This is a genomic window from Sphingorhabdus sp. (assembly GCF_044239045.1).
In the GTDB taxonomy this organism is placed as follows: Bacteria; Pseudomonadota; Alphaproteobacteria; order Sphingomonadales; family Sphingomonadaceae; genus Sphingorhabdus_B.
The window spans coordinates 1-23,035 of the sequence record NZ_JBIICD010000021.1 but is presented as its reverse complement, the minus strand read 5'-3'; the positions used below and the strand labels follow the sequence as shown (position 1 = coordinate 23,035).

The following is a 23,035-nucleotide window of genomic DNA, read 5'->3' as shown; positions in this document are numbered from 1 at the left end:
GCCTTATGGCGAATTGAAACGCTTACAAATGGCGTTCGGCCACCATCTTTTTCGTTTCCGCAATGGCCTTTGCCGGGTTCAGACCCTTGGGGCAGGCGTTGGCGCAATTCATGATGGTGTGGCAGCGATAGAGGCGGAATGGATCTTCCAACTCGTCGAGGCGCTCACCAGTCATTTCATCGCGGCTGTCGGCCAGCCAACGATAGGCTTGCAGCAAGATAGCTGGTCCTAAAAACTTGTCGCTGTTCCACCAATAAGACGGGCAGCTAGTCGAGCAGCAGGCGCACAAGATGCACTCATACAGACCGTCAAGCTTGGCGCGATCTTCTGGCGATTGCAGGCGTTCCTTACCCGATGGCTCAGGCGTTACCGTCTGCAGCCATGGTTTTATTGACGCATATTGCGCATAAAAATGCGTGAAGTCGGGAACAAGGTCCTTGATGACTTCCATATGCGGGAGCGGGGTGATGGTAACCTCGCTTTTGCAATCTTCAATCGCAGTGGTGCAGGCAAGGCCGTTCTTGCCGTCGATGTTCATGGAACAAGATCCGCAAATGCCTTCGCGGCATGACCGACGGAAGGTTAGCGATGAATCCTGTTCACCCTTCATCTTGATCAGCGCGTCGAGCACCATTGGACCGCAATTGTCGGTATCCACCTCAAACGTGTCGTAACGAGGGTTCTCCCCGCTATCGGGATCATAGCGGTAGACCTTGAACTTTTTGGTCTTACCGCTGGTTTTTGCGGCATGAACAGCGCCCTTCTGGACTTTGCTGTTCTTGGGGAGAAAGAAATCGGCCATATCAATATCCTGTGGACGCAAACGACTTAGTATTCCGTATCAGCAATTGCCCTAACCAAGCGATTAAGCAATCACAAGCCCTCAACTGCGTCTTCTCTGATTGCCTTTTCTGCAAGTCGCACGCGTAGCTTGTCAATTTTGCGCCCATCCATGTCGACAACTTCAAAGCGCCAGCCTTGATCTGTGAATGCCTCACCCTCAGAGGGCAAATGCCGCAATATATGTAAAGCATGTCCTGCCGCTGTTGCGTAGTCGCGGTCCTCGGGCAGGTCGATGGATAAAGCCTCTGCCATGGCATCGGCAGACATTGATCCAGATACCAGCATCGATCCGTCATCTAGCGTCACGATATTGGGTGCACTGCCTTGTGCCTGGTCGGACGCAAATTCGCCAGCAATCGCGGCCAAAAGATCATTCGGCGTCACAATGCCTTCAAAATGGCCATATTCATCATGCACCAAAAGCATTGGCACATCCGACGAGCGCAAAATCTCCAGCGCGTCCATGGCATCCAGCTGATCCGGAATAATCTCGGCACGGCGCATCAAACTGCGAATATCCAGCACTTCGCCACGAATTTGCGCTGCGACGATGTCGCGTGACTGGACCACACCAATAATATCGTCGCCATCTTCGCCCGTCACAGGCAGCCTGGTGTGCAGGGAATTCAAGAGCGAATCGCGTACCGCTTCTTCCGACGCATCGGCGGAAATACGGTCCACATCGGTGCGCGGCGTCATCACTTCACGCACCGGACGGTCGGCAAGGCGGACAACGCCTGCAATGACCTTATGTTCATGCTCCTCAATGATGCCTGCATGGGTAGCTTCGGCAAATATCATGCGCAATTCTTCGGCACTCAAAGCGTCGCGGGTATCGCGGCGAAGCCCAAGTGCGCGAAAGATGGTCGCGCTCGATTTGTCGAGTGTCCAAACAATGGGAGCGGTGAGTCGCGCAAGCATTTCCATTGGGCCAGCCATCGTAACTGCGATTCGCTCGGGCGCGATAAGAGCAAATTGCTTTGGCACCAGCTCGCCAACAACCAACGACGCATAAGTTGTAAGGCTGATCACAATGCCGAAGCCCAAGGTTTCGGACCATTCGCGATCGACACCCCATAAGGCAATGCGATCGGCAACTGGCCCGCCGAGTGTAGATCCTGAATAGGCACCAGCGATTATGCCAATGAGCGTTATGCCGATTTGCACAGTCGACAGAAATTTTCCAGGGTCCCGACCAAGTCGGAGAGCTGCAGACGCGCCGCGTTTGCCATCCTCCGCCATAGCTTTCAGCTTGGCCGTGCGTGCCGATACGATGGCGAGTTCCGACATGGCGAACACACCGTTTAAGGCGATGAGCGCTAATATCGTTGCGGCATCAAACCACGGGAAAGGGTCAAGAGGTTCCATAAGGACATTTGCGCCATAATGCCAAAAATGGGGGTTTGGCAACAAAATGCACAAAAATGCGTTATAGTAAAATGACGCAACCGGTTGAAATGATCATCGTAGGTTCATCATCGGTGTCGTTTAAGCGGCGCATTAGTGGAAAGGGAAAATTATGAAAAAAAGCCAAATGATGACTATGGGACTTGTTGTGGCGATGCTCCCGCTGTCGGCTTGTGTGACGGATCCCGAAACTGGGAATCGCACAATCTCTAAAGCCGCCATTGGCGGCATTGGCGGGGCATTGGGCGGCTATCTGCTCGGTGACTTGGTGGGCGGCCGCCGTGATCGCACCGAAAAGATTTTGGGCGCTGGTATTGGCGCAGTGGCGGGAGCCGGCGTCGGCTATTATATGGACGAACAAGAGAGAAAATTGCGTCAACAGACAGCGGGCACAGGCATCAATGTCATCCGTGATGGCGACAATCTTGTCCTCGATATGCCATCGGAAATTACCTTTGGTGTTGATAGCGCAAATATTGACGTTGGCTTCCGCAACACGCTTGATCAGCTTGCGTCAACATTGACGCAATATGAGAAAACCTATGTCGACGTGTTAGGCCATACCGATTCTACCGGCTCGGATGCTTATAATCAGGCATTGTCCGAACGTCGTGCATCTGCGGTGGCGGATTATCTGTCGACACGCGGCGTGCAATCGGCGCGCTTGGCCGCCCGTGGCTATGGCGAGAGCCAGCCAAAGGCCAGCAATCTGGATGCAGCGGGTCGTTCGGCCAACCGCCGTGTCGAAATTCGCCTTGTGCCGGTAACGCAGGGTTAATCCGATTTTATACCGGAATACCTTGTAGCATTTTGGACAGCGCACCACTTTCGCCCCGTGCTTCGGCCATGAAAAAGGCCTTTGCTGGCGCGGTGCGCTGCACCATTGCCATACCGAAACGCCGGACCGCCGATGCGGTCTTTCCAGGTATGGAAAACAACCGGTTTAGCCCGTCTGTCGAAACCGCGATGAGCAGGGTGTCGATACTGCGCCACCTGCTATAGCGATCTAGCAACTGCGCATCGCCAAAATCGAGACCAAGACGCATGCCGTCCACCAGCACCTCTGTTAGCGCCGCGACATCGCGTAGGCCCAAATTCAGGCCCTGGCCCGCAATCGGGTGAATGCCGTGCGCACTATCCCCGATTAGCACCAACCGCTCCGCCGTAATCGACGCTGCATGGTGGAAACCCAATTTGTATGACGACAAAGGCGCGGACAATTCGACCTTGCCCAATAGTCCGCCCATGCCTTTTTCAAGCTCAGCGGCATAGCCGCGCGGTGATAGTTTTAGGTAACCAGCCGCATCCTTCGACTCAACGGACCAGACAAGCGCCGAACGGTGGCGGCCATGTTCATCATCCAACATGGGCAGAACGGCAAAGGGGCCCGTGGGGTAAAAAATTTCATAGGCAATATTGTTGTGCGGCCGTTCATGATAAATCGCGCCGACAATCGCGTGATGGTCATATTGCCAATGGGCGATGTGGATCCCAGCCTCTTCGCGGGTCTCGCTCTTGCGGCCTTCGGCGACGATCATCAGGTCGGCGGTCAACACTTTTCCATCTTCAAGCGTCACCGTCACCGCGCCGGCATCTCGCGATTTGTCGATGATGTTGGCAGGCATGTGTAGTTGGATTGCGGCATGTTCTTGCGCGGCCTTGTAAAGCACGCCGCGCAAATAACGGCTCTCAAACATCTGACCTAAAAACCCGTCTTCTTCGGCGGGCGCGAAATCGAGTGACCCCGGTTTGAGCCCGTCGCTCACCCATATCTTCTCAATGGGGCAGCCTTTACCTGCCAAAGCATCACCAAGACCCATGGCTTCAAATAATTTATAGCTTGAGCTTGAGATAGCAAAAGTGCGCCCATCAAAGCCCGCCTCCAGCATGTTAGCCTGGTCCGCGCGGTCAATGACATGGCTCGTAATACCTTGCGATGCCAGTGCCAGAGCTTGTGTGAGACCAATGAGGCCGCCACCAATGATGATTACATCTGCCTTGTTTTTCATAGCGCCCTTATGCCGCAACAAAGCGCGGGATTCAAAGCAGGATTTTGACTATCTAAAACCAGTCATGTGCCCTTTTGCCCTCTAATACTTGACGAGGAGTCCGCTGACGCCGAAAAGGGACGTATTCGGTCCTTTGCGGCTTCATACATATCGGCATTCGTAACATGGCCTTGCGCATTTCAAAATTTAGCTCGAAATCAAATCTCGCCAATTGGCGGCAGCTTATGCGTGCGTCGTTGATCCGCAGTGGCGCCTTGTTTGGCGCGGCGGCGTTAGGGCTATTTGCCATTTTTTACGGGCTTGCGGTGCTCAGCTATTCCGCAGGCGACGCCGCTTATAATAGTGCAGCGGCCGATGTGCAGCACAATTGGATGGGGCAAAGCGGTGCCTATGTTGCAGATGCCGTGCTTTTCTTGTTTGGCGTACCAGCGATATTCTTGTTGCCGTTGATGCTTGTGTTTGCGCGGCGTTTGTGGCGCGATGTCCCGCAGCCACAATGGAAACGACAATTATCATTATGCCTGATCGGTATGCTGTTGATCGGTTTTGGCATGGCTTATTGGCAACAGGGAAGCGACATAGGGCTTCCGGCGGGATGGGGCGGGTTGATTGCCTTGCTATTGGGTAATGGCGTCAGTGCGCTCGTTAGCCAAATTCAGGGTATATTCGGAACATTGCTTCGGGTGTCGCTCATCGTCGGCGCCTTAGCAGGCGGGGTAGCATTGGTCATCCGATCGCTTCAGCTGGAACGGCCATTGTTGCGCATTCCGACTCTTACGATGCCTAAATTTGGAGGCGTAAATGCTGGCATGCCGGCTTTAGTGGGCGACGACCTGCCGGTACCACAAATTGTTGAACCCAAGCCGCCACGCAAGGCCGTGGAACCAGATCAACGCAAGCCGCCGGTGATTGAGGATCGCACGCTCGCGCCTAAAAAAGCCGCCTTTTCTACCGGTGCGCGGCAAGGTGACTTCTTTGGCAGCTTTACCTTGCCATCGCTTGAGTTGCTTGATCCGCCCTCCTCGATTCCTGTGCCTAAACTCGACAAGGCGGCGTTGGAAGCCAATGCACGACTGCTGGAGTCCGTGCTGGATGACTTCCATGTGAAGGGGCAGATTGTCGCGGTTCGCCCCGGCCCTGTTGTGACGATGTACGAACTGGAGCCCGCGGCCGGTATCAAATCAAGTCGTGTCGTTCAGTTGGCCGAAGACATTGCGCGCAACATGTCCGCGCTGTCTGCGCGCGTCTCGACTATTCCTGGCCGTACAGTGATGGGCATCGAGCTTCCCAATGCACACCGGGAAGCGGTTGTGTTTCAGGAGATGGTCGCCTCGGACGCTTTTGCGGAGCAAAAGGGCGCATTGCCGATAATCTTGGGTAAGAATATTTCGGGCGATCCCGTTATTGCTGACCTTGCGCCCATGCCCCATCTGTTGGTCGCAGGGACAACCGGGTCGGGTAAATCGGTTGGCCTGAACTGCATGATCTTGTCGCTGCTCTATCGACTGACACCGGACCAGTGCCGGATGATCATGATCGATCCTAAGATGCTAGAGCTGAGCAGCTATGACGATATTCCGCATCTGCTGTCGCCAGTGGTGACTGAGCCCGCAAAGGCCATCCGCGCCCTGAAATGGGCAGTTGAGCAGATGGAGGAGCGCTACCGTATGATGTCCTCGCTGGGCGTGCGTAACCTTGCCAATTTCAACGAAAAGGTCCGCGGGGCAAAGGCGAAGGGCGCGCCATTGGGCCGCAAGGTACAAATCGGTTATGACCCGATGACTGGCCAACCGCAATATGAGGAAGAAAGCCTCGCTTACGAACCCATGCCGCAGATTGTTATCATCGTTGATGAGCTGGCGGACTTGATGATGACCGCGGGTAAGGAAGTTGAATTCCTGATCCAGCGTCTGGCGCAAAAGGCACGAGCAGCCGGGATTCACTTGATCATGGCAACGCAGCGGCCATCGGTCGATGTTATCACGGGGGTTATCAAGGCCAACTTGCCTACCCGCATTTCCTTCCATGTGACGTCAAAAATCGACAGCCGGACCATACTTGGGGAACAAGGCGCAGAGCAGCTGCTGGGCAAGGGCGACATGCTCTATATGGCAGGTGGTCGGGGATTGACGCGTATTCACGGACCCTTTGTCTCCGACGATGAAGTGCGCCGCGTTGCCGACCATTGGCGCGGTCAAGGGCAGCCTGAATATATTCAGGCGGTAACCGAAGAGCCTGAAGACGGCGGTTTCGACTTTGGCGGCATGGGCGGCGACGACAGCGAAGAAGATTCGCAATATCGCAAAGCGTGTCAGATCGTGTTCGAAAGCCAGAAGGCCTCGACAAGCTGGATTCAACGGCAATTGCGCATTGGGTACAACAGCGCGGCCCGGTTGATTGACCGAATGGAGGAAGACGGCTTCATCAGCGCGCCCAACCATATCGGCCGTCGCGAAGTGCTACGCGACCGGAACGGCGACCCAACTTAGCCGTTCAGACGGGGTTCAAGGCAGACTGGATAGTGATCACTGCCGCCCATCCCAAGGAAACAAAGATGACTTTTTCAAAATATGCCCTGTTGTTTGCGCCAGTTGCGCTCGTTGCAATGACGGCTAGTCCTGCGCAGTCTTCGCCCGAGCAGATGGCGCGGGTGGTGCAGCATATGAAAGCCGTGGGTACGATGTCAGCCACTTTTACGCAGACGGACAGGAGCGGCGGGACGCTGACCGGCAAGCTGCTGTTGAAGCGGCCTGGGCAAGTGCGGTTTGAGTATCAGAAAGACGTACCCCTGTTGATTGTCGCAGACGGTCGTGCGCTGACGATGGTGGATTATGAGGTTAAGCAAGTGCAACGCTGGCCAATCCGCAATAGTCCGCTGGCGGCCCTTCTTGACCCCGGACAGGATCTCGCGCGCTTTGGCAAGATACTTCCCACTTCAACTAATGACGTTGTCAGTGTCGAAGTCCGCGATCCAAAGCGCCCCGAATATGGCACCATCACGATGATATTCGTAGCCAAACCTGGCGCGCCCGGCGGATTGACCCTGAATGGCTGGGTTGCGCTCGATTCCAAAAACAACCGCACCACCATTCGACTCAACAATATTACCTATAACGGCGCCATCCCCCAAAATGCGTTCACGTGGAAAGATCCGCGGCCCGTCCGACAAAAATCGTAAAATCAGTCGATGAACCGATGCCAGTCGCCGACAAGTTGCAATGTCTGACTGCTTTGTTCATCTGAATGACAGGAAAGCCCTACTATAAAATACTTCGTTAGCGGCTGAAAGTTCGTGTGGTTTTCCCCCTGTTGCCTACGACGTTTTATAGCCGTTAACATCCGCGTGTCGAACGCAAGCTTAGCCCTCATCCCATATGCCCCCGGGATGAGGGCTTTGCTTTTTTGATTGAAATGGCTTCACCGACTTGCTCCTGACGCTTCTGGCATCTAGGGCCTTTGTCTTATGTCCCAGACCATTCGCATCGCCTCGTGGAATATAAACTCTGTCCGCGCCCGTATCGACATTGTCGAACGCTATTTGAAAGAAGAAGCGCCCGACGTTTTATGTCTACAGGAAACCAAAGTCATCGACAGCCTATTTCCCGAAGGACTGTTCCGGCAATTGGGTTATCGTCATTTCGTCGTCAACGGCATGCCCATGCACCACGGCGTCGCAATCGTCAGCAAGTTGCCGCTAATCAACCGCCGAGTGGAGGATTGGCAGGCCAATGGCGAGGCGCGGCATATTGGTGCAGAGTTAAACATCGACGCAGCCAAGGGAGTGCGAATCGACAATGTCTATATTCCTGCTGGGGGCGAGGTCCCCGACAGCGAGGTTAACTCCAAATTTGGACAGAAACTGGCCTTCTTAAAGCGGATGGCGGAATGGTCGCGTAACGTTGTGCAACCGACAGTCCTCACGGGTGATTTTAACGTCGCCCCGCTGGAGCAAGATGTTTGGAGCCACAAGCAATTGGTCAATGTCGTCAGCCATACAAAAATTGAAATTGAGCATCTGGCGGAAATTCAGGCAGCCGCAGACTGGGTCGATGTTGCGCGGCACTTTGTTGATCCGTCTAAGAAACTATATACATGGTGGAGCTATCGCGCGCAGGATTGGGAGACTTCCGACCGCGGACGTAGACTAGATCATATGTGGATCACCCCTGATCTGAAAGATAAGGCAAAGGCGCATATCGTGCACAAGCATGTGCGCGGCTGGGGTAAGCCATCCGACCATGCACCGATCGTCACGGAATTCACCTTTTGATCGGGGCGAGCGCAGCGTTGGGAGACTCACGCCGCGCAGCGATGGCGATTGATGCCTTGCGCCGTGGTTGGCCAGTCACCGTGCAGCATTTGGACAATGCGCTGACCGTGCTTGCGGTCGAAACGGCGCAGGATATTTCCGGTGCGCATGCTATAATGCTCTCGGCGAGTCGTGCGGCGACGCTGAAGTTAACTAACCAGCGTGCTGCGGCAGATGGCGACCTTCCGGTACTTATCAAGTCGCCTGCTGATCTCGACCTGCGGCTCGCTTTGGCGGTAGCTGACCCTAGCCTTGACCTTGCCTATCCAATGAAGGGACCTTTTGCGGCGCTAGCGCTAGATGATGGCCCGTCAGCGACGGCGGCTATCGAACTGGCGCGGTTGGCGGGTTTGCTCCCTGCGTTTTTGGTGTTGGAGAATGCGGACGAGAATAACGTTTATGTGAGTCCGCAAGATGTCGCTGCCTTTGATGATAGCGGCGCCTTGCGCATAGCTGCGCGGGCGAACCTTCCTGTTGCCGCCAATGCCAATGCCGAAATTGTAGCGTTTCGGACAGCCGTAGATGCGTCCGACCATGTGGCGTTGGTGATTGGTACGCGCGATTCCTCCCCACCAGTCGTCCGGTTGCACAGTGAATGCCTGACGGGCGATGTGCTCGGTAGCCTGAAATGCGATTGCGGCCCGCAATTGCATGAAGCGCTGCAACAGATCTCAGACGCAAATTGGGGGATATTGTTATATTTGCGACAAGAGGGGCGCGGCATTGGTTTGATCAACAAACTGCGCGCCTACGCGCTTCAGGATCAGGGATTTGATACCGTCGATGCCAATACCCGACTGGGTTTCGCCATTGATGCGCGCGACTTTTCAGTCGCGGCGCGGATGCTGGAATTGCTTGGTGTGGAGCGGGTGCGCCTGTTGACAAACAATCCTGAAAAGGTGGATGGCCTACAAAAAGCGGGCATCACGGTCGCGGAGCGACTACCGCTTAAGATCGCTGCCAATCCCCACAACGCCCACTATCTTGAAACCAAAAAAAGCCGGACCGGCCACGCACTGTAAATTAATGAAGGCGCGAAACACTTTCGCCGATCGCTGCACCCTTTTGTGGTACTGCCCGCTAATTGCGCCGACCGTTCAAGGCTCTTTCGATAAATGCATCATCCAGCGGCTCTGGCCCTGGTTCCGCCGCCGGCCCAAGATTGGGGTCTTGCACTAGGGGGTCGCCTTCAATCGGCATGCCATTTTCATCAAACATCAGCATTTCGTCTGCCCCAAGCAGTGCATCCTCCCCTTCAAGGACTTCTGGGAACGTCACCTCCGTTGCGAATTTCTCCACGGGGCGCCCAGCCACGGCAACGCGCATATAGGCTGCCCAAGCTTGCGCAGGCGCCCGTCCGCCTTCGAGGCCCCCAATCCGTCTGGCATCGTCGCGACCCATCCACACGCCTGTTGTAAGGCCGCTGGAGAAGCCCAAGAACCATCCATCCTTGTTACTTGAAGTTGTCCCCGTTTTGCCCGCGACGGGTCGGCCAATATTTGCAGCCCGCCCGGTGCCGGTGGCGACAGCGCTTTGCAGCAAATCGGTCATTGCACCTGCAACCCAATCATCAACCAATTGCACGGAGCTTGATGGTTTCGCCGCATATAAAAGTTCACCATCAATCGTCGTGACCTTTGTAATGCCATATGGCGTGACAGTGCGCCCACCGGACGCAACCGCCGCGAACGCCTGTGTCATATCGATAACCCGCGTATCCGATGTGCCCAGGACCATCGACGGCTGCGTGTTGACAGGGGTGGTGATCCCAAACCTTCGTGCCATATTGGCGATGCTGCCGGTACCCACATCTTGTCCGATTTGGGCAGCGACGGTATTTTTGGAATACGCAAAAGCGGTCCGAAGAGAAATCTCGCCAGCATAATTGCCGTTGCTGTTTTTAGGTTGCCAGCCGTCGATTTCGACGGGCTTGTCTTCCACCATGTCTTCAGGGCGGTAGCCTGCTTCCAATGCGGCGAGATAAACGAATAACTTCCATGCCGAACCCGGTTGGCGCACCGCGGTAACTGCGCGATTATAAATGCTTGAAATATAATCGGTGCCGCCCACCATCGCCTTCACTGCACCGTCGCGGTCAATCGACACTAACGCGCCTTGGGCGCCGCTGGGCGCATTCGCCGAAATCGCGGAGGCCGCGGCGCGCTGCATGGTCAGGTCTAAAGTGGTCCAGACATCGATAGGCTTTTCAGTTTCATCAATCAGGCCGTCCAACTGCGGCAAAATCCAATCCGTGAAGTAGCGCACGCTGTCTTGAGGCGTTTCAGCGGCCAAGCGCACTCCGGCCAGATCGACGCTCGCGGCCTCAGCTGGAGTAATCATCCCCGCATCTTGCATGACTTCGACCACCACTTTAGCGCGGTCCAAGGCGGCCTGCGCATCTGCGGTTGGGGCATAGCGTGAGGGTGCCTTCACAAGACCTGCGATAATCGCGGCCTCGGCCAGGCTGATATCCTCTGCACCATGGTCAAAGAAGCGGCGACTGGCCGCATCGACCCCATAAGCGCCGCCACCGAAATATACTTTATTCAAATAGAGCTCGAGGATCTGGTCCTTGGAGAATTTGGTTTCCATAGCCAAGGCAAGGATGACCTCGCGAATTTTACGGCCAAATTCCTTGTTGCTATTTAGATATATGTTGCGCGCCAATTGTTGCGTGATTGTCGAACCGCCCTGCGTCCAGCGACCGTCAACGGCCCGCACATACACGGACCGGGTAATTCCAATGGGGTCGACACCGGGGTGCAGATAATAACGGCGATCTTCGACGGCGACCATCGCGTCCTTCATTTCGGATGGCAATTGGTCGATGGTCAGCCAACGTCCGAAGCTCGGGCCAAGCGATTGAATGACAGTGCCGTCCGCGGCACGTATGCGGATCATTTGCCCGTTGGGGGAGGATTTCAGATCTTCAAAACTGTCAATTTCGCTGCGTGCAATCGCTACAAAAATGCCAAGGACCATGACGCCCAGCAACGCTGCCATGACGCCTGTTTTGACGATGCGGAGTATCCATGTTCCCATTGGACCACGTTCTTTCGAAATCTTGCGTGCGCGTGCCATGGTCCGACTGTTACCCAGTCATAGAACCACCTACAAGCGCCTTATCATTCAGGATCGAATGCAAGCGCGGCGCTGTTGATGCAATAACGTAGGCCCGCCGGCCCAGGTCCATCTGGAAATACATGCCCCAAATGCCCCTCACAGGCGGCACAACGCACTTCTATGCGGACCATGCCGTGCGATGTATCGTGATGCTCTTCAACAGCATCATTATCTGCCGGCGCGGTAAAGCTTGGCCAACCTGAACCGCTGTCAAATTTTGTGTCAGATGCAAACAGGGTCGACCCGCAGCCCGCACAGCGAAATTCGCCTTCGCGCTTTTCATCGGTGAGCGCGCCCGCAAAGGCACGTTCCGTGCCTGCTTCACGCAGGACATGATATTGAATGGGGTCCAATTCTGCCCGCCACTCCGCATCGGATTTGATAATTTTTTCCATGAGACGACGCCTTTCGTGAAAATGATGTGGGGGCAGTGGCAAAGCGGTTCAAGGTGTTAGCGCAAGAGTGCTTTCCTGAAATCTGCGTAAGTCCCGACCGGGGGTTAGCCGCGACGTGCTGCGGCACGGGCAATGCGGACGAGTTCTTCTTCCAATATCGTGACGGCAAGCCCGTCGCGGACGTGCATCAACTTTGATTCCACCTCTAGCAAATGGCTGTTCAACCCAGCAAGCCGCACCGATGGCCAGCGCATAAGCTGCTGTGCGTAGCTGTCGGCATCTTTCCAGAATATGGAGCGCGTAGCTTTAACTACGGCGCCGGGATTGGCGCCACTGTCGACTTTTGTCCGCATCGCGGCGAGCATCGTCACACGGCGCTGCATCGCGCGGATGATGCGAATGGCATCCACACCCATATCGCGCGCAGCAGCTAACTCGCGGCCTGTGCCGCGCAAATCCCCACCCATCACGACATGGACGAGACCGTTGATATTTTCTTCGCCAGTTTCCGCCGAGAGGGCTTCGAATATAGCTATTTCGACCGTTGCGGGACGCTGTGGTGATGCGTCATAATATAGGGATAGCTTTTCGATCTCGGCCTGTGCCAACTTGCGGCCTTGCCCTGTGTAGCGCGCAATGCGCGCGGCAAGGGGCCGATCAATCTTCAATCCCGCTGTGGCAGCAAAAGCCATGACAGCGGCCGCGGCGTCGCCTTCCTCGGGTAAGTAACAGATGTGCGCCAAGGCGCGCGGATGCGCCTCCAGCAATTTCCGTAATTTGCTCGCCTTGGTCAGGTTACCGGCGGTTGCAATCACTGGACTTATGTCGCCTTCAAGAGCCAGCAAATTCTCGACTGCGGCTAAGCCCTCCTCGCGGCGGAAATTGAGACGAATATGTCGTTTGTCACCGAACAGCGATAGTGAAGATGCTTCATCTACCAATAAGGCAGGGTCATTGCGGATCCGGTCGCTGTCGATATCAATGCGTTCCGAGCCTGCTAACTGCGCCGACATTTGTCCGGCAATATCGACCACAGCCGATTCATCCTGCCCGAAGATGAAAAACAGCCGGATATCGGGACGTGCACTGATGGCACTGATAAAGCTACGTTCTTTTGCGCTGCTCATTCGCCGCGTGCGTAAATGGAAAGCCGGGTAACAATCTGATCCGCGACCTTTTGCGTCAGGTTCTCAAGTGCGCTGTTTTCGCCAGCGATCGTCGCATATTCCGAGCTGACGACGTCGATGCCCGCGTCCGATCCTGCGGTCGTATCCAGCACAGTTTCGCCGGTTGCGACCGAAAGAAGCTGATAACGCGCACGCAATGTCCGGCGTTCGCGCGTGACTGTATCATCGGCGCGCACGCCGAAACCTTCAATTTGATCATCTAGTACAACAATCAGGCGGAATTGGGCAGAGTTACTCTCTTGCGCACCAAGCCGATCGGTCAATGCATTGCGCATAAGCCATCCGTTTTTGCCCTCGATTGGCGCGATGGTGATGGTTCCCAATGTTTGCGCCACCGCCCCTTTTGACCCGCCGCTATACAAGGGCTGCAAACTGCACGCGGGCAGAAGCAAAGCAAGCATCACGGGGGCGAAGAAACGTTTCATAAGACGATGTTGACCAGCCTGTCGGGAACGACAATGATTTTCTTTATATCGCCGCCGTCAATGGCATGCTGAACCTTTTCGCTGGCGAGCGCAAGCGCCTCCATCTCGGCTTGCGGCAAGCCCTTGGCGACGGTGAGCGTATCACGCAATTTGCCCCTAACCTGAATGGCGATCGTAACCTCGTCCTCTTCCAGCAAGGCTGGATCAACCAAGGGCCATGCAGCATCGGCGATTAAGCCGCCACCCAGTTCCGCGCCAAGCTGTGTCCACGCTTCTTCGGCCAAATGCGGCACCATAGGCGATGACAATAAGAGGATTGTGCGGATAGCCGTATCGCGGCTAGCCGAAGGCGCGGCCTTCTCAATGGCGTTAGCCAGATCGTAAATTTTCGCCACGGCCTTGTTGAAGGCAAGTGCCTCAATATCCGCGCCGACGCCAGCAATCACCTGATGAGTTTTGCGATCCAAGGCCTTGTCGGCGCCCTCTGCACCGCTGACTTGCGAAGTCAGACGCCACAGACGCTGCACAAAGCGCCAGCAGCCTTCAATACCCGCTTCCGACCATTCCAGATCGCGTTCGGGCGGGCTGTCGGACAGCATGAACCAGCGGACGGCATCTGCGCCATACTGATCTACAATGTCATCGGGATCGACGACATTTTTTTTCGACTTGGACATCTTTTCGATACGGCCAGCAACTGCAGGCGCGCCGCTGTCGATGATAGTCCAGATGTCACCCTCGCGCCGCACCTGATCGGGGCTCAGCCAACTGCCCTTTGCGTCTTGATAGGTTTGGTGTGTCACCATGCCTTGCGTGAACAGAGACGCAAAAGGCTCCTTCACGTCGATCAAGCCAATATGGCTTAACGCGCGTGTCCAGAATCGGGCATAAAGTAAGTGCAGAATGGCATGTTCGACGCCGCCAATATATTGATCCACCGGAAGCCACTTTTCCGCAACGGTGCGATCAAATGGCTTGTCCTGCGGTTGGCTGGCGAAGCGGATAAAATACCAGCTTGAATCGACAAAGGTATCAAGCGTGTCGGTCTCCCGCCGCGCAGGATTTCCGCAGCTTGGGCAATCGACCTTGCTCCAATTTAGATGGCGGTCAAGCGGGTTTCCGGGAATGTCGAAACTGACATCTTCTGGTAATGTCACCGGCAATTGATCATCCGGTACCGGCACTGCACCGCAGGTCTGACAATGGATGATGGGAATGGGCGTGCCCCAATAACGCTGACGCGAGACACCCCAGTCGCGCAGACGATATTGCGTCTGCCCAATGCCCCAACCCTCGGTCTGTGCGCGTGCTATGACATCAGCCTTGGCTTGATCAATGGTCATGCCATTCATCCAATGGGAATTCACAATCGTGCCGGGGCCAGTGAAGGCAATATCGCCAGCAAAGACGCTATCGGTCAAATCGCCATCGGCAACAACGCGTGTAACGGGCAAATCATATTTGCGGGCAAAATCAAGGTCGCGCTGATCATGCGCGGGGCAGCCAAAGACGGCGCCCGTGCCATAGTCCATCAGCACAAAATTGGCGACATAGACCGGCAAATGCCAGCTGGCATCCAGCGGATGTTCGACGGTTAGACCAGTGTTAAAGCCCCGCTTTTCCGCGGTTTCGATATCGGCTGCCGTTGTGCCGCCCTTGCGACACTCCTCGATAAATGCTTGCAAGTCGGGCGCGTTGCCGGCCAGTTTTTGCGCGACGGGGTGATCCGCGGCAATGGCGACAAAGCTTGCGCCGAACATGGTATCAGGCCGTGTTGTAAATACGTCAATGCCGCCATCGCCGCCTGGGAAACGGAAGGTGCATTTCAAGCCTTGCGATTTGCCGATCCAGTTTTCCTGCATCAACCGCACCTTGTCTGGCCATTGGTCCAGCGAACCAAGGCCGGTCAGCAGCTCATCCGCAAAGTCGGTGATTTTGAGGAACCACTGGCTCAGCTTGCGGCGCTCGACGGGCGCGCCGGAGCGCCAGCCTTTGCCGTCGATGACTTGTTCATTGGCAAGTACGGTCATGTCGACCGGGTCCCAATTCACCGCGGATTCCTTGCGATACACTAGACCAGCGGCATAGAGCTTGAGGAACAGCGCCTGTTCATGGCCATAATATTCGGGCTCGCAGGTCGCCAACTCGCGCGTCCAGTCAATCGCGAAGCCAAGCCGTTTCAGCTGCGCTTTCATGTTAGCGATATTGTCACGCGTCCACCCGCCGGGGTGAACATTCTTTTCCATCGCCGCATTTTCGGCGGGCATGCCAAACGCGTCCCAGCCCATGGGATGCAACACCTCATGCCCCGTCATCCGCTTGTAGCGCGCCAGCACATCGCCCATCGTGTAGTTGCGGACATGGCCAATATGGATGCGGCCCGACGGATAGGGGAACATCTCAAGGACATAAGCGCGCGGCTTGGTCGAATTATCATCCGCGACGAAGCTGCTACGTTCTTCCCAAATATTTTGCCACCGCGCGTCGGCGACGTGCGGGTTAAAGCGCTCTACATTGGACATAGAAATTACCCGGTGATGGAAGACCGACGAAGGTCACGCGCCTTGGTGAGGATGACCGCTTCAAGCTTTTGCACTGTGGCTGCGCGCAATGGTGCGGCAACCCACTGGCCATTTTGCGAGACTTCGCGGCTGCCGGCCACGCGCAAGGCGTCGGCGCGCAGGTCTTGGTCGAGGATCGAAATCGTTAACTTTACGCGTTCGCCGGGGCTTTGCGGATTTACATACCAATCGGTGACGATGACGCCGCCCGAAGAATCGGTTTGCACCAACGGCATGAAGGACAGGGCGTCAAGTGATGCGCGCCACAAATAGCTGTTGACGCCAATGGTGGTGACCTGGCTCGCCGCGATGTCCGCCTTTGGGCGTTCCCTGCCGCCGCAGCCGGAAAGCAAGCCTAAGCTTAATAAGCTGCTGGTCGCAACGATGAGTGCCAGGCGGGTGGTGCGCATAAAAAGTCCTTGAACAATGGAATATTGGAAACCTCTATAGTGGCTTGCTGTCGGGGGCAAGCTTTCTGGCGGCTGAACGGCGCGCAATTAATGCTGCAGTCAGTTTTGATACGCTATCCGATTGTGGACATCATGCAACAACTCGGGACAAAACGTGTTATTGGCATGATTTTGAAGTTAGCCTCTTTTGAATCCCCGAAATGAGGCGTATGAATGTTGGGGCGAAAAAGAATCGCCCGAGAAGAGGCTATGAACGTGAAGCGGGTACAGAAAGGAAAATATGCGACCTTTGCGGCAGTGATGCTGGCAACGGCTTCGTTTGCCCTTTCGCCGATGATCATGCCTGCCTTTGCCGCAAAGGCGACTGGTCCTGAAGAAACGGCCGCGCCTTCGTGGATTGCCATGTTCACGCCTGCTGGCGGTGACAGCGTTCTTGCCCAGAAATTCTCCGCGACGCAAATTGCATCCAATGCGCGTTTCCCATTCACGCCTGCGAGTGCCGGTGAAGGCCGCAACCGCACGATAACGGTTGCCGCGCGGGCGAACTCGCGCCTGACCGCGGGCGCCGTATCCATACGCAATGTCATGGCCCCAAGCGAAGTGGGCGCGGGCAAGGGACTTCGCCTGGCTGCGGTCGACTATCGTTTGACGGCCTCCAAGGGTTGGCAGGATTTCGCTTTGCCTAAGGCGCATGCACGTGTCGCAAAGACACCTCTGAGCGATGTCGGCAAGGGCGGTTTCCGGCTGGATGAATCGGCCCAGAAACCAAGCAAGTTCAGCACCAAGATTAAACTTGACCAGAATAAAGAAATGGCCCCGCCTGCGCGCGGAGGCGCCGCTTCGGGTGACTATAAACTGGATGTCGGCGGCAGCTTCTCGATCAGCCGCAAAATCGACTTCACCGCTGGCGTCCGTTACGCGAGCGAGAATGACCGCGTGATTCCCTTGGCGGACAACCGCAAGGACAGCGAAGCTGTCTATGTCGGAACCAAAATCCGCTTCTAGGCGGCTTTTTTCCTGAAAGCATCAATCGCCGCCCACCCATCTATTATCCGTGGGCTGAGCATTTGTGCGCTTTGGCGGGTCATGCCGCCTAAGGCGATGATGGCAGCGCTCTTGCCAAGCTTTGCGAGCCGCTGAAACTGCAAGGGACCAAGTGGCTGCGCGCCGGGGTGGCTGTTGGTATCGAAAAGCGGGGAGAGGAATAAGAGGTCGGGGCCGCTTCTTTTGACGGATGTGATTTCGCGCGCATTGTGGACAGGCGCGCTGTGTAGCAACTTTGTTTGACGGCGGTTGCGTTGGTGAACGCCGTCGGCATGCCAGCGTAAAGCGGTCCGTTCATCACCCGCCAACAGCAATATATGCCCGCGCCGACGGCAAATCCGCAGCACTTTAGCGAACATTGCGCGACGTTGTTGAGTAGCCAAATGATAATGGCGGAAAACCACGCCTGACCGCGCGGGCAGCTGTTGAATAGCGCGCAGTTGGTCATCACCAAAACGCGCATCGGTCATCAGCCAGATTTTCGGCAGGGGGTGGCTTCGTGGCATACAACTGCCTATAGCGACGCGTTATGCAGGAAGCGACACCAGAAACATCCGCCAACCGTTTGACGGCCATCCGCACGCGCATCAATGCCGCCGCCAAGTTGGCGCGACGCCCGGGGGCGGATATCCACCTCATCGCCGTGTCAAAAACGCGGTCAGGGGAGGACATCGCGCCGCTCATATTAGAGGGGCAAATGCTGTTCGGGGAAAACCGTGTTCAGGAGGCTGCCACCAAATGGCCCGCGCTGAAGGAACGGCACCCGGAAGTTGAACTGCACCTCATTGGCCAATTGCAATCCAACAAGGCCGAAGAGGCGGTTGCGTTGTTTGATATGATCCATTCGGTTGATCGGCTGTCCCTCGTGACGGCATTGGGCAAGGCGATGCAAAAGCTCGGCCGCGCAGTGCCTTGCTTCATTCAAGTCAATATTGGCGCGGAAGAGCAAAAGGGCGGCTGCGCGGTGGCGGAGCTTCCAGACCTTTTGAAGGCTGCGCAGGACGCGGGCGTCCCGGTGGCGGGCCTCATGTGCATTCCGCCTGCGGAACTGGAGCCCGCGCCCTTTTTTGCGCTTTTGGCCGAATTGTCCGCGCGGCACGGTCTGGCACAATTGAGCATGGGCATGTCCGATGATTTTGAAACCGCCATCATGCTGGGCGCAACGTATATCCGTGTCGGCACGGCCTTATTTGGCGCGCGCCCCAGCGTTGTTTAAGGCAAATCGGGCATAGCCGCTCTGTGTGGCGACCAAGGCCTCTACATCTTCGCCATCGCTGAGGTCGCACGCCTTTAAGATTGCAGCATCCAGCACATCCAGCCCACCGGTGAGCGCGCCAAAGGCGGGCATGATCATCTTACGTGGGGTTTTTACAAAGCAACGCCGCTTCACCATCCGCCCGCGCAGTATTTGCCGGAACTTGGGATGAAAATGGCCGGAAATTTCGGGATGGGGGTCGCCAGCTTTCGCCTCATGCCGAAGCGTGATGCCCGACAATGTCAATTCGTCCAATGCCTCGCCACCCCAGATGCCCGATACCGCGCGGTCATGGTTTCCAGTAATCCAAATCCATTCGGTGTCGCGGATCAAATCGACCAATAATGCCGCAGCATCCTCGGCCAGTCGGTGTTCCCCATCGTCGTCATGGAAATTGTCACCCAGTGATATGATTTTGGCCGGGCTATATTTGCTGCAAAGCGCCGCAATATCCTGCAGCGTCGATACGCTGTCATAAGGCGGCAGCATTTGGCCAAATAAAGCAAAGGCGCTGGCCTTTTCGAGATGCAGGTCGGACACCAATAATGCATCTTGCGCGCGCCAATATAACGCCGCCTCTCCGGCTATCTCAAATGTCTGCCCACCAAATTCGAATTCATGTGCCATGGTCGCAGGCTATGCGGATTGTGGTGCGCGACTGCAAGCGGATGTGCGTAGTTACCTCCGGCCCAATCTCTATGCGTTTACGGCGTCATCGCCACGCTGGCGAGGCTTTCTGCCTCCATCAACAGCGCGTCGTCCACCGACCCTTGCGCCACACTCTCGCGGCCAATCATCACCAGCAATGGTACGGCCAGCGGACTGACGCGCCGTAGGTCGACGTGCAGCATATTGTCAGCGGCGCGGTCTAACAAATCACCAAGCCGCCCGACATCGGTCAGCCGCGTCCGTGCATCGGCCCATGCCGCCTCCAGCAACAAATGGTCGGGCTCATATTTGCGCAGCACATCATAAATAAGGTCGGTAGAAAAGGTCACTTGCCTACCCGTCTTGCGCTTGCCGGGATGCTGCCGTTCAACAAGGCCGCTGATCACCGCCACTTCGCGAAAGGCGCGTTTGAGCAAGTAGCTTGATTCCACCCAGTCAACAAATTCATCGGCCAATATGTCGGCTGAAAATAAGGGGCGCGGATCGGTAATGGGTTTGAGGCTCCATACGCCCAAGGCATAATCGCTGGCGACAAACCCCATGGGCATCAGGCCGCGGCTCTCCATCCGCCGCGTGATGAGCATGCCCAGCGATTGGTGCGCGTTCCACCCTTCAAATGGATAGGCGACCATATAATGGCGTTTGTCGTGCGGGAAGGTTTCGACCAGCAACTGCCCCGCTTGTGGCATCTGGCTGCGATAGGCCTGCATCTCCAACCATTCGCGCACTTCGTCGGGAAAGCGGGCCCAGCCCGGCCTGTCGGTCAGCATCTGCCGCACACGCGCGGCCAGATGCGTGGTGAGGGGCAAGCGCGCGCCCATATAGCTTGGGATATTGGTTGCTGGCTTGGTCGCGGCGCGGACGATGAGGTCGAGGTCCTTGATCGATTCAACCTCAAGCGCCATGCCGGCAAAGGTGAAGCAGTTGCCGGGGCTAAGAGTTGCGGCGAAAGCTTCCTCCACCTTGCCCAATTTGCGACCATTGCGGAACCGGATTTCCAGCATCGGTGCATCGACGATGATGCCCGCATTTAACCGGTGCTGCGCGGCAAATTGCGGGTGCGCCAATCGCCAACGACCATCGGGGTCTTTGACCAATTTCTTGAAGCGGTCATAGGCTTTCAGCGCATATCCGCCCGTTGCGATAAAGGCGATGACACGCGCAAAGGTTGCAGCATCGATGCCCGAATAGGGCAAAGCCGATTGGACCTCCGCCAGCAGTTCGCCTTCGTTAAATGGTCCCGCGCAGGCGATCCCCATGACATGTTGCGCCAACACATCATAGCTGCCTGGGCGGAAGGTTTCGCCGTCGCGTACGCCCTCTGCCACCGCGTCAAAGGCTGCCTGCGCTTCGAGATATTCAAAACGATTACCGGGAACGAGGATCGCCTTGCTGGGTTCGTCCATGCGGTGGTTGGACCGGCCAATGCGCTGCAGCAGGCGTGACGAACCCTTGGGCGCACCCATTTGGATCACGCAGTCGACATTGCCCCAGTCGACACCCAAATCAAGGCTGGCGGTGCAGACCAAGGCGCGCAATTTGCCCTCGGCCATGGCGCCTTCTACCTTACGCCGCGCCTCGACCGACAAAGACCCGTGGTGAATGCCGATGGGAAATTTCGCTTCATTCGCGTCCCATAATTTCTGGAAGATAAATTCGGCGAGGAAGCGTGTGTTGCAGAAAATCAGTGTGATTTTGTTGCGGCCGATTTCTTCGATAAGCTGCGGTATCGCATGCTGCCCGCTATGCCCCGCCCATGGCACGCGGCCCTCTGGCAACAGGATTGTCAGATCAGGCTCCGCTGCAGCCTCCCCCGCGACCAAGCGCACCTGATCCATGTCGCCATAAGGCGCGAGCCATGCGCGATAGTCATCGGGATCGGCCACGGTTGCAGACAGGGCAACACGTTGCATGTCAGGTGCCAATGTCTGCAACCGCGCGAGCGACAGGCTGAGCAGATCACCGCGTTTGCCATTGGCGAAGGCGTGGACCTCATCGACAATGACGCGCTTCAGCGTGGCAAACATGTGCACGCTGTCTTCATGGCTGAGCAGTAGCGACAGCGATTCAGGTGTGGTCAACAATATATGCGGCGGCTTAACCCGCTGCCGCGCCTTGCGGTCCGACGGCGTGTCGCCCGTCCGCGCCTCAACGCGGATGGGCAAGCCCATTTCCTCGATTGGGATTAACAGATTGCGGCGGACGTCGGTGGCCAACGCCTTCAGAGGGGAGATATATAGCGTGTGCAGGCCGTCTGACGGATCGGCAATCAAATCATGGAGGCTCGGCAAAAATCCGGCCAGCGTCTTGCCCGCACCCGTCGCGGCGACCAGCAGGGCATGCTGTCCATCCCGTGCTGCGTCGAGCATCTCCAACTGATGCCGCCGCGGATGCCATTCGCGCGCGGCGAACCAGTCGAGAATGATAAGCGGTAAATTCACAACGGGCTTAATGCCCTGCTTGCTCTCCGCGTTCCAGCCCTGATGCCGCCAATTGCGCATCAATTTGCGCCATCAGCCGCTCCAGACCTTCTTCGGAAGATGCTTCGGCCCGAGCGACGAGCACGTCTTGCGTGTTTGATGCGCGCAATAGCCACCAGCCATCGGGCGTATTGACGCGCGCGCCGTCGGTGTTGTTCACATCCGCGCCATCGGCCGACAATCGTGCAAGCACTTCGTCGATCACGGCGAATTTGCGGCTCTCGTCGACTTGGAAACGCATTTCGGGGGTGTTGATCATCTCCGGCATTTCGCTGCGCAACTCGGTCACGCTTTTGCCTAGCTTGGCCGAGGCCGACATCAATCGGACGGCGGCATAGATCGCGTCGTCAAAACCATAATATGCATGCTTGAAGAAAATATGTCCGCTCATTTCCCCCGCCAGGGGCGATCCGGTTTCCTTCATTTTGGACTTAATCAGGCTGTGGCCGGTTTTCCACATCATGGGCTGACCACCTAGCGCGCTGACACGGTCGAACAGGGCCTGCGATGCCTTTACATCGGCGATAATCGTCGCGCCGGGGACGTCACCCAGCACATCGGCGGCGTAGATTTGCAGCAATTGATCACCCCAGATCACGCGGCCTTCGCCATCAATGGCGCCGATACGATCCCCATCGCCGTCAAAAGCCACGCCAAAATCGAGCTTCTTTTCCGCGACAAGCCGCTGTAAATCGACTAAGTTGGCTGGGTCAGTGGGATCTGGGTGATGATTGGGAAATTGGCCATCCACTTCTGTGAATAAGAGATGATGCTCGCCGGGTAACATCTTAACCAGCTTTTCAATTGCCGGTCCCGCCGCGCCGTTGCCCGCATCCCAACCGATGCGAAATGCCGTTTGTGGTGCGGCTTGCGCCACGCGGGCCACATATTGGTCAAGGATATCGAGATGTTCCGAAA

20 protein-coding genes are annotated in these 23,035 nt (G+C 56.3%); 7 read left to right on the top strand and 13 right to left on the bottom strand.

Going from position 1 to position 23,035, the window contains the following annotated elements; all coding sequences use genetic code 11:
- Window positions 1-22: 22 nt before the first annotated feature.
- Window positions 23-802, bottom strand: a complete 780-nt coding sequence (locus ACILP4_RS08720; protein WP_295498477.1) for a succinate dehydrogenase iron-sulfur subunit — start codon at window positions 800-802, stop codon at window positions 23-25.
- Window positions 803-873: 71 nt separating this feature from the next.
- Window positions 874-2,211, bottom strand: a complete 1,338-nt coding sequence (locus tag ACILP4_RS08715) for a hemolysin family protein (protein ID WP_395620334.1) — start codon at window positions 2,209-2,211, stop codon at window positions 874-876.
- A 151-nt stretch (window positions 2,212-2,362) separates the two neighbouring features.
- Here ACILP4_RS08715 and ACILP4_RS08710 point away from each other — a divergent pair, with 151 nt between their 5' ends.
- Window positions 2,363-3,028, top strand: coding sequence for an OmpA family protein (locus ACILP4_RS08710; RefSeq protein WP_395620333.1), 666 nt, complete (start codon window positions 2,363-2,365; stop codon window positions 3,026-3,028).
- Window positions 3,029-3,035: 7 nt separating this feature from the next.
- Here the strand turns inward: ACILP4_RS08710 and ACILP4_RS08705 are convergent, their stop codons facing one another.
- Window positions 3,036-4,259, bottom strand: a complete 1,224-nt coding sequence (locus tag ACILP4_RS08705) for an FAD-dependent monooxygenase (protein WP_395620332.1) — start codon at window positions 4,257-4,259, stop codon at window positions 3,036-3,038.
- Window positions 4,260-4,423: 164 nt separating this feature from the next.
- On the opposite strand from ACILP4_RS08705, the gene ACILP4_RS08700 reads away from it, so the two are divergent.
- The 4 genes from ACILP4_RS08700 to ribA all read left to right on the top strand — a co-directional run bounded on the left by ACILP4_RS08700 (window position 4,424) and on the right by ribA (window position 9,590).
- Window positions 4,424-6,748, top strand: coding sequence for a DNA translocase FtsK (locus ACILP4_RS08700; RefSeq protein WP_395620331.1), 2,325 nt, complete (start codon window positions 4,424-4,426; stop codon window positions 6,746-6,748).
- Window positions 6,749-6,813: 65 nt separating this feature from the next.
- On the top strand, window positions 6,814-7,437 hold the full coding sequence (locus ACILP4_RS08695; protein WP_395620330.1) for an outer membrane lipoprotein carrier protein LolA: 624 nt from the start codon (window positions 6,814-6,816) through the stop codon (window positions 7,435-7,437).
- A gap of 285 nt (window positions 7,438-7,722) precedes the next feature.
- Window positions 7,723-8,529 (top strand): exodeoxyribonuclease III, encoded by an 807-nt coding sequence (xth, locus tag ACILP4_RS08690; protein WP_395620329.1) that lies wholly within the window; start codon window positions 7,723-7,725, stop codon window positions 8,527-8,529.
- Window positions 8,530-8,570: 41 nt separating this feature from the next.
- Window positions 8,571-9,590: a GTP cyclohydrolase II gene (gene ribA / locus ACILP4_RS08685; RefSeq protein WP_395620340.1), complete on the top strand. Its 1,020-nt coding sequence runs from the start codon at window positions 8,571-8,573 to the stop codon at window positions 9,588-9,590.
- A gap of 58 nt (window positions 9,591-9,648) precedes the next feature.
- Here ribA and ACILP4_RS08680 read toward each other — a convergent pair whose 3' ends face one another.
- The 6 genes from ACILP4_RS08680 to ACILP4_RS08655 form a co-directional block, all read right to left on the bottom strand.
- Window positions 9,649-11,649, bottom strand: coding sequence for a transglycosylase domain-containing protein (locus tag ACILP4_RS08680; RefSeq protein ID WP_395620328.1), 2,001 nt, complete (start codon window positions 11,647-11,649; stop codon window positions 9,649-9,651).
- Between the two features lie 44 nt (window positions 11,650-11,693).
- Entirely contained in the window at window positions 11,694-12,086 is a 393-nt protein-coding gene (gene msrB, locus ACILP4_RS08675) for a peptide-methionine (R)-S-oxide reductase MsrB (protein ID WP_395620327.1), read from the bottom strand.
- 104 nt (window positions 12,087-12,190) lie between these two features.
- Entirely contained in the window at window positions 12,191-13,213 is a 1,023-nt protein-coding gene (gene holA / locus ACILP4_RS08670) for a DNA polymerase III subunit delta (protein WP_395620326.1), read from the bottom strand.
- Complete coding sequence (gene lptE / locus ACILP4_RS08665; protein WP_395620325.1) at window positions 13,210-13,698, bottom strand: LPS assembly lipoprotein LptE; 489 nt, start codon at window positions 13,696-13,698, stop codon at window positions 13,210-13,212. Before lptE ends, holA begins: the two co-directional genes overlap by 4 nt.
- Complete coding sequence (gene leuS / locus ACILP4_RS08660; protein ID WP_395620324.1) at window positions 13,695-16,220, bottom strand: leucine--tRNA ligase; 2,526 nt, start codon at window positions 16,218-16,220, stop codon at window positions 13,695-13,697. The genes lptE and leuS overlap by 4 nt, the downstream gene beginning before the upstream one ends.
- Before the next feature lie 5 nt (window positions 16,221-16,225).
- Window positions 16,226-16,669 (bottom strand): DUF3576 domain-containing protein, encoded by a 444-nt coding sequence (locus ACILP4_RS08655; RefSeq protein WP_395620323.1) that lies wholly within the window; start codon window positions 16,667-16,669, stop codon window positions 16,226-16,228.
- A gap of 249 nt (window positions 16,670-16,918) precedes the next feature.
- On the opposite strand from ACILP4_RS08655, the gene ACILP4_RS08650 reads away from it, so the two are divergent.
- On the top strand, window positions 16,919-17,674 hold the full coding sequence (locus ACILP4_RS08650; protein ID WP_395620322.1) for a hypothetical protein: 756 nt from the start codon (window positions 16,919-16,921) through the stop codon (window positions 17,672-17,674).
- On the opposite strand, the gene ACILP4_RS08645 is transcribed toward ACILP4_RS08650, so the two are convergent.
- Window positions 17,671-18,219, bottom strand: coding sequence for a thiamine phosphate synthase (locus tag ACILP4_RS08645; protein WP_395620321.1), 549 nt, complete (start codon window positions 18,217-18,219; stop codon window positions 17,671-17,673). The genes ACILP4_RS08650 and ACILP4_RS08645 overlap by 4 nt on opposite strands.
- Before the next feature lie 23 nt (window positions 18,220-18,242).
- On the opposite strand from ACILP4_RS08645, the gene ACILP4_RS08640 reads away from it, so the two are divergent.
- Window positions 18,243-18,929, top strand: coding sequence for a YggS family pyridoxal phosphate-dependent enzyme (locus tag ACILP4_RS08640; protein WP_395620320.1), 687 nt, complete (start codon window positions 18,243-18,245; stop codon window positions 18,927-18,929).
- Here ACILP4_RS08640 and pdeM read toward each other — a convergent pair.
- The 3 genes from pdeM to ACILP4_RS08625 form a co-directional block, all read right to left on the bottom strand.
- Window positions 18,900-19,595 (bottom strand): ligase-associated DNA damage response endonuclease PdeM, encoded by a 696-nt coding sequence (gene pdeM, locus ACILP4_RS08635; RefSeq protein WP_395620319.1) that lies wholly within the window; start codon window positions 19,593-19,595, stop codon window positions 18,900-18,902. The genes ACILP4_RS08640 and pdeM overlap by 30 nt on opposite strands.
- 77 nt (window positions 19,596-19,672) lie before the next feature.
- Window positions 19,673-22,138, bottom strand: coding sequence for a ligase-associated DNA damage response DEXH box helicase (locus tag ACILP4_RS08630; protein ID WP_395620318.1), 2,466 nt, complete (start codon window positions 22,136-22,138; stop codon window positions 19,673-19,675).
- A partial coding sequence (locus ACILP4_RS08625) for a phosphomannomutase/phosphoglucomutase (protein ID WP_395620317.1) occupies window positions 22,086-23,035 on the bottom strand: 950 nt, incomplete at its 5' end. The genes ACILP4_RS08630 and ACILP4_RS08625, both read right to left, overlap by 53 nt.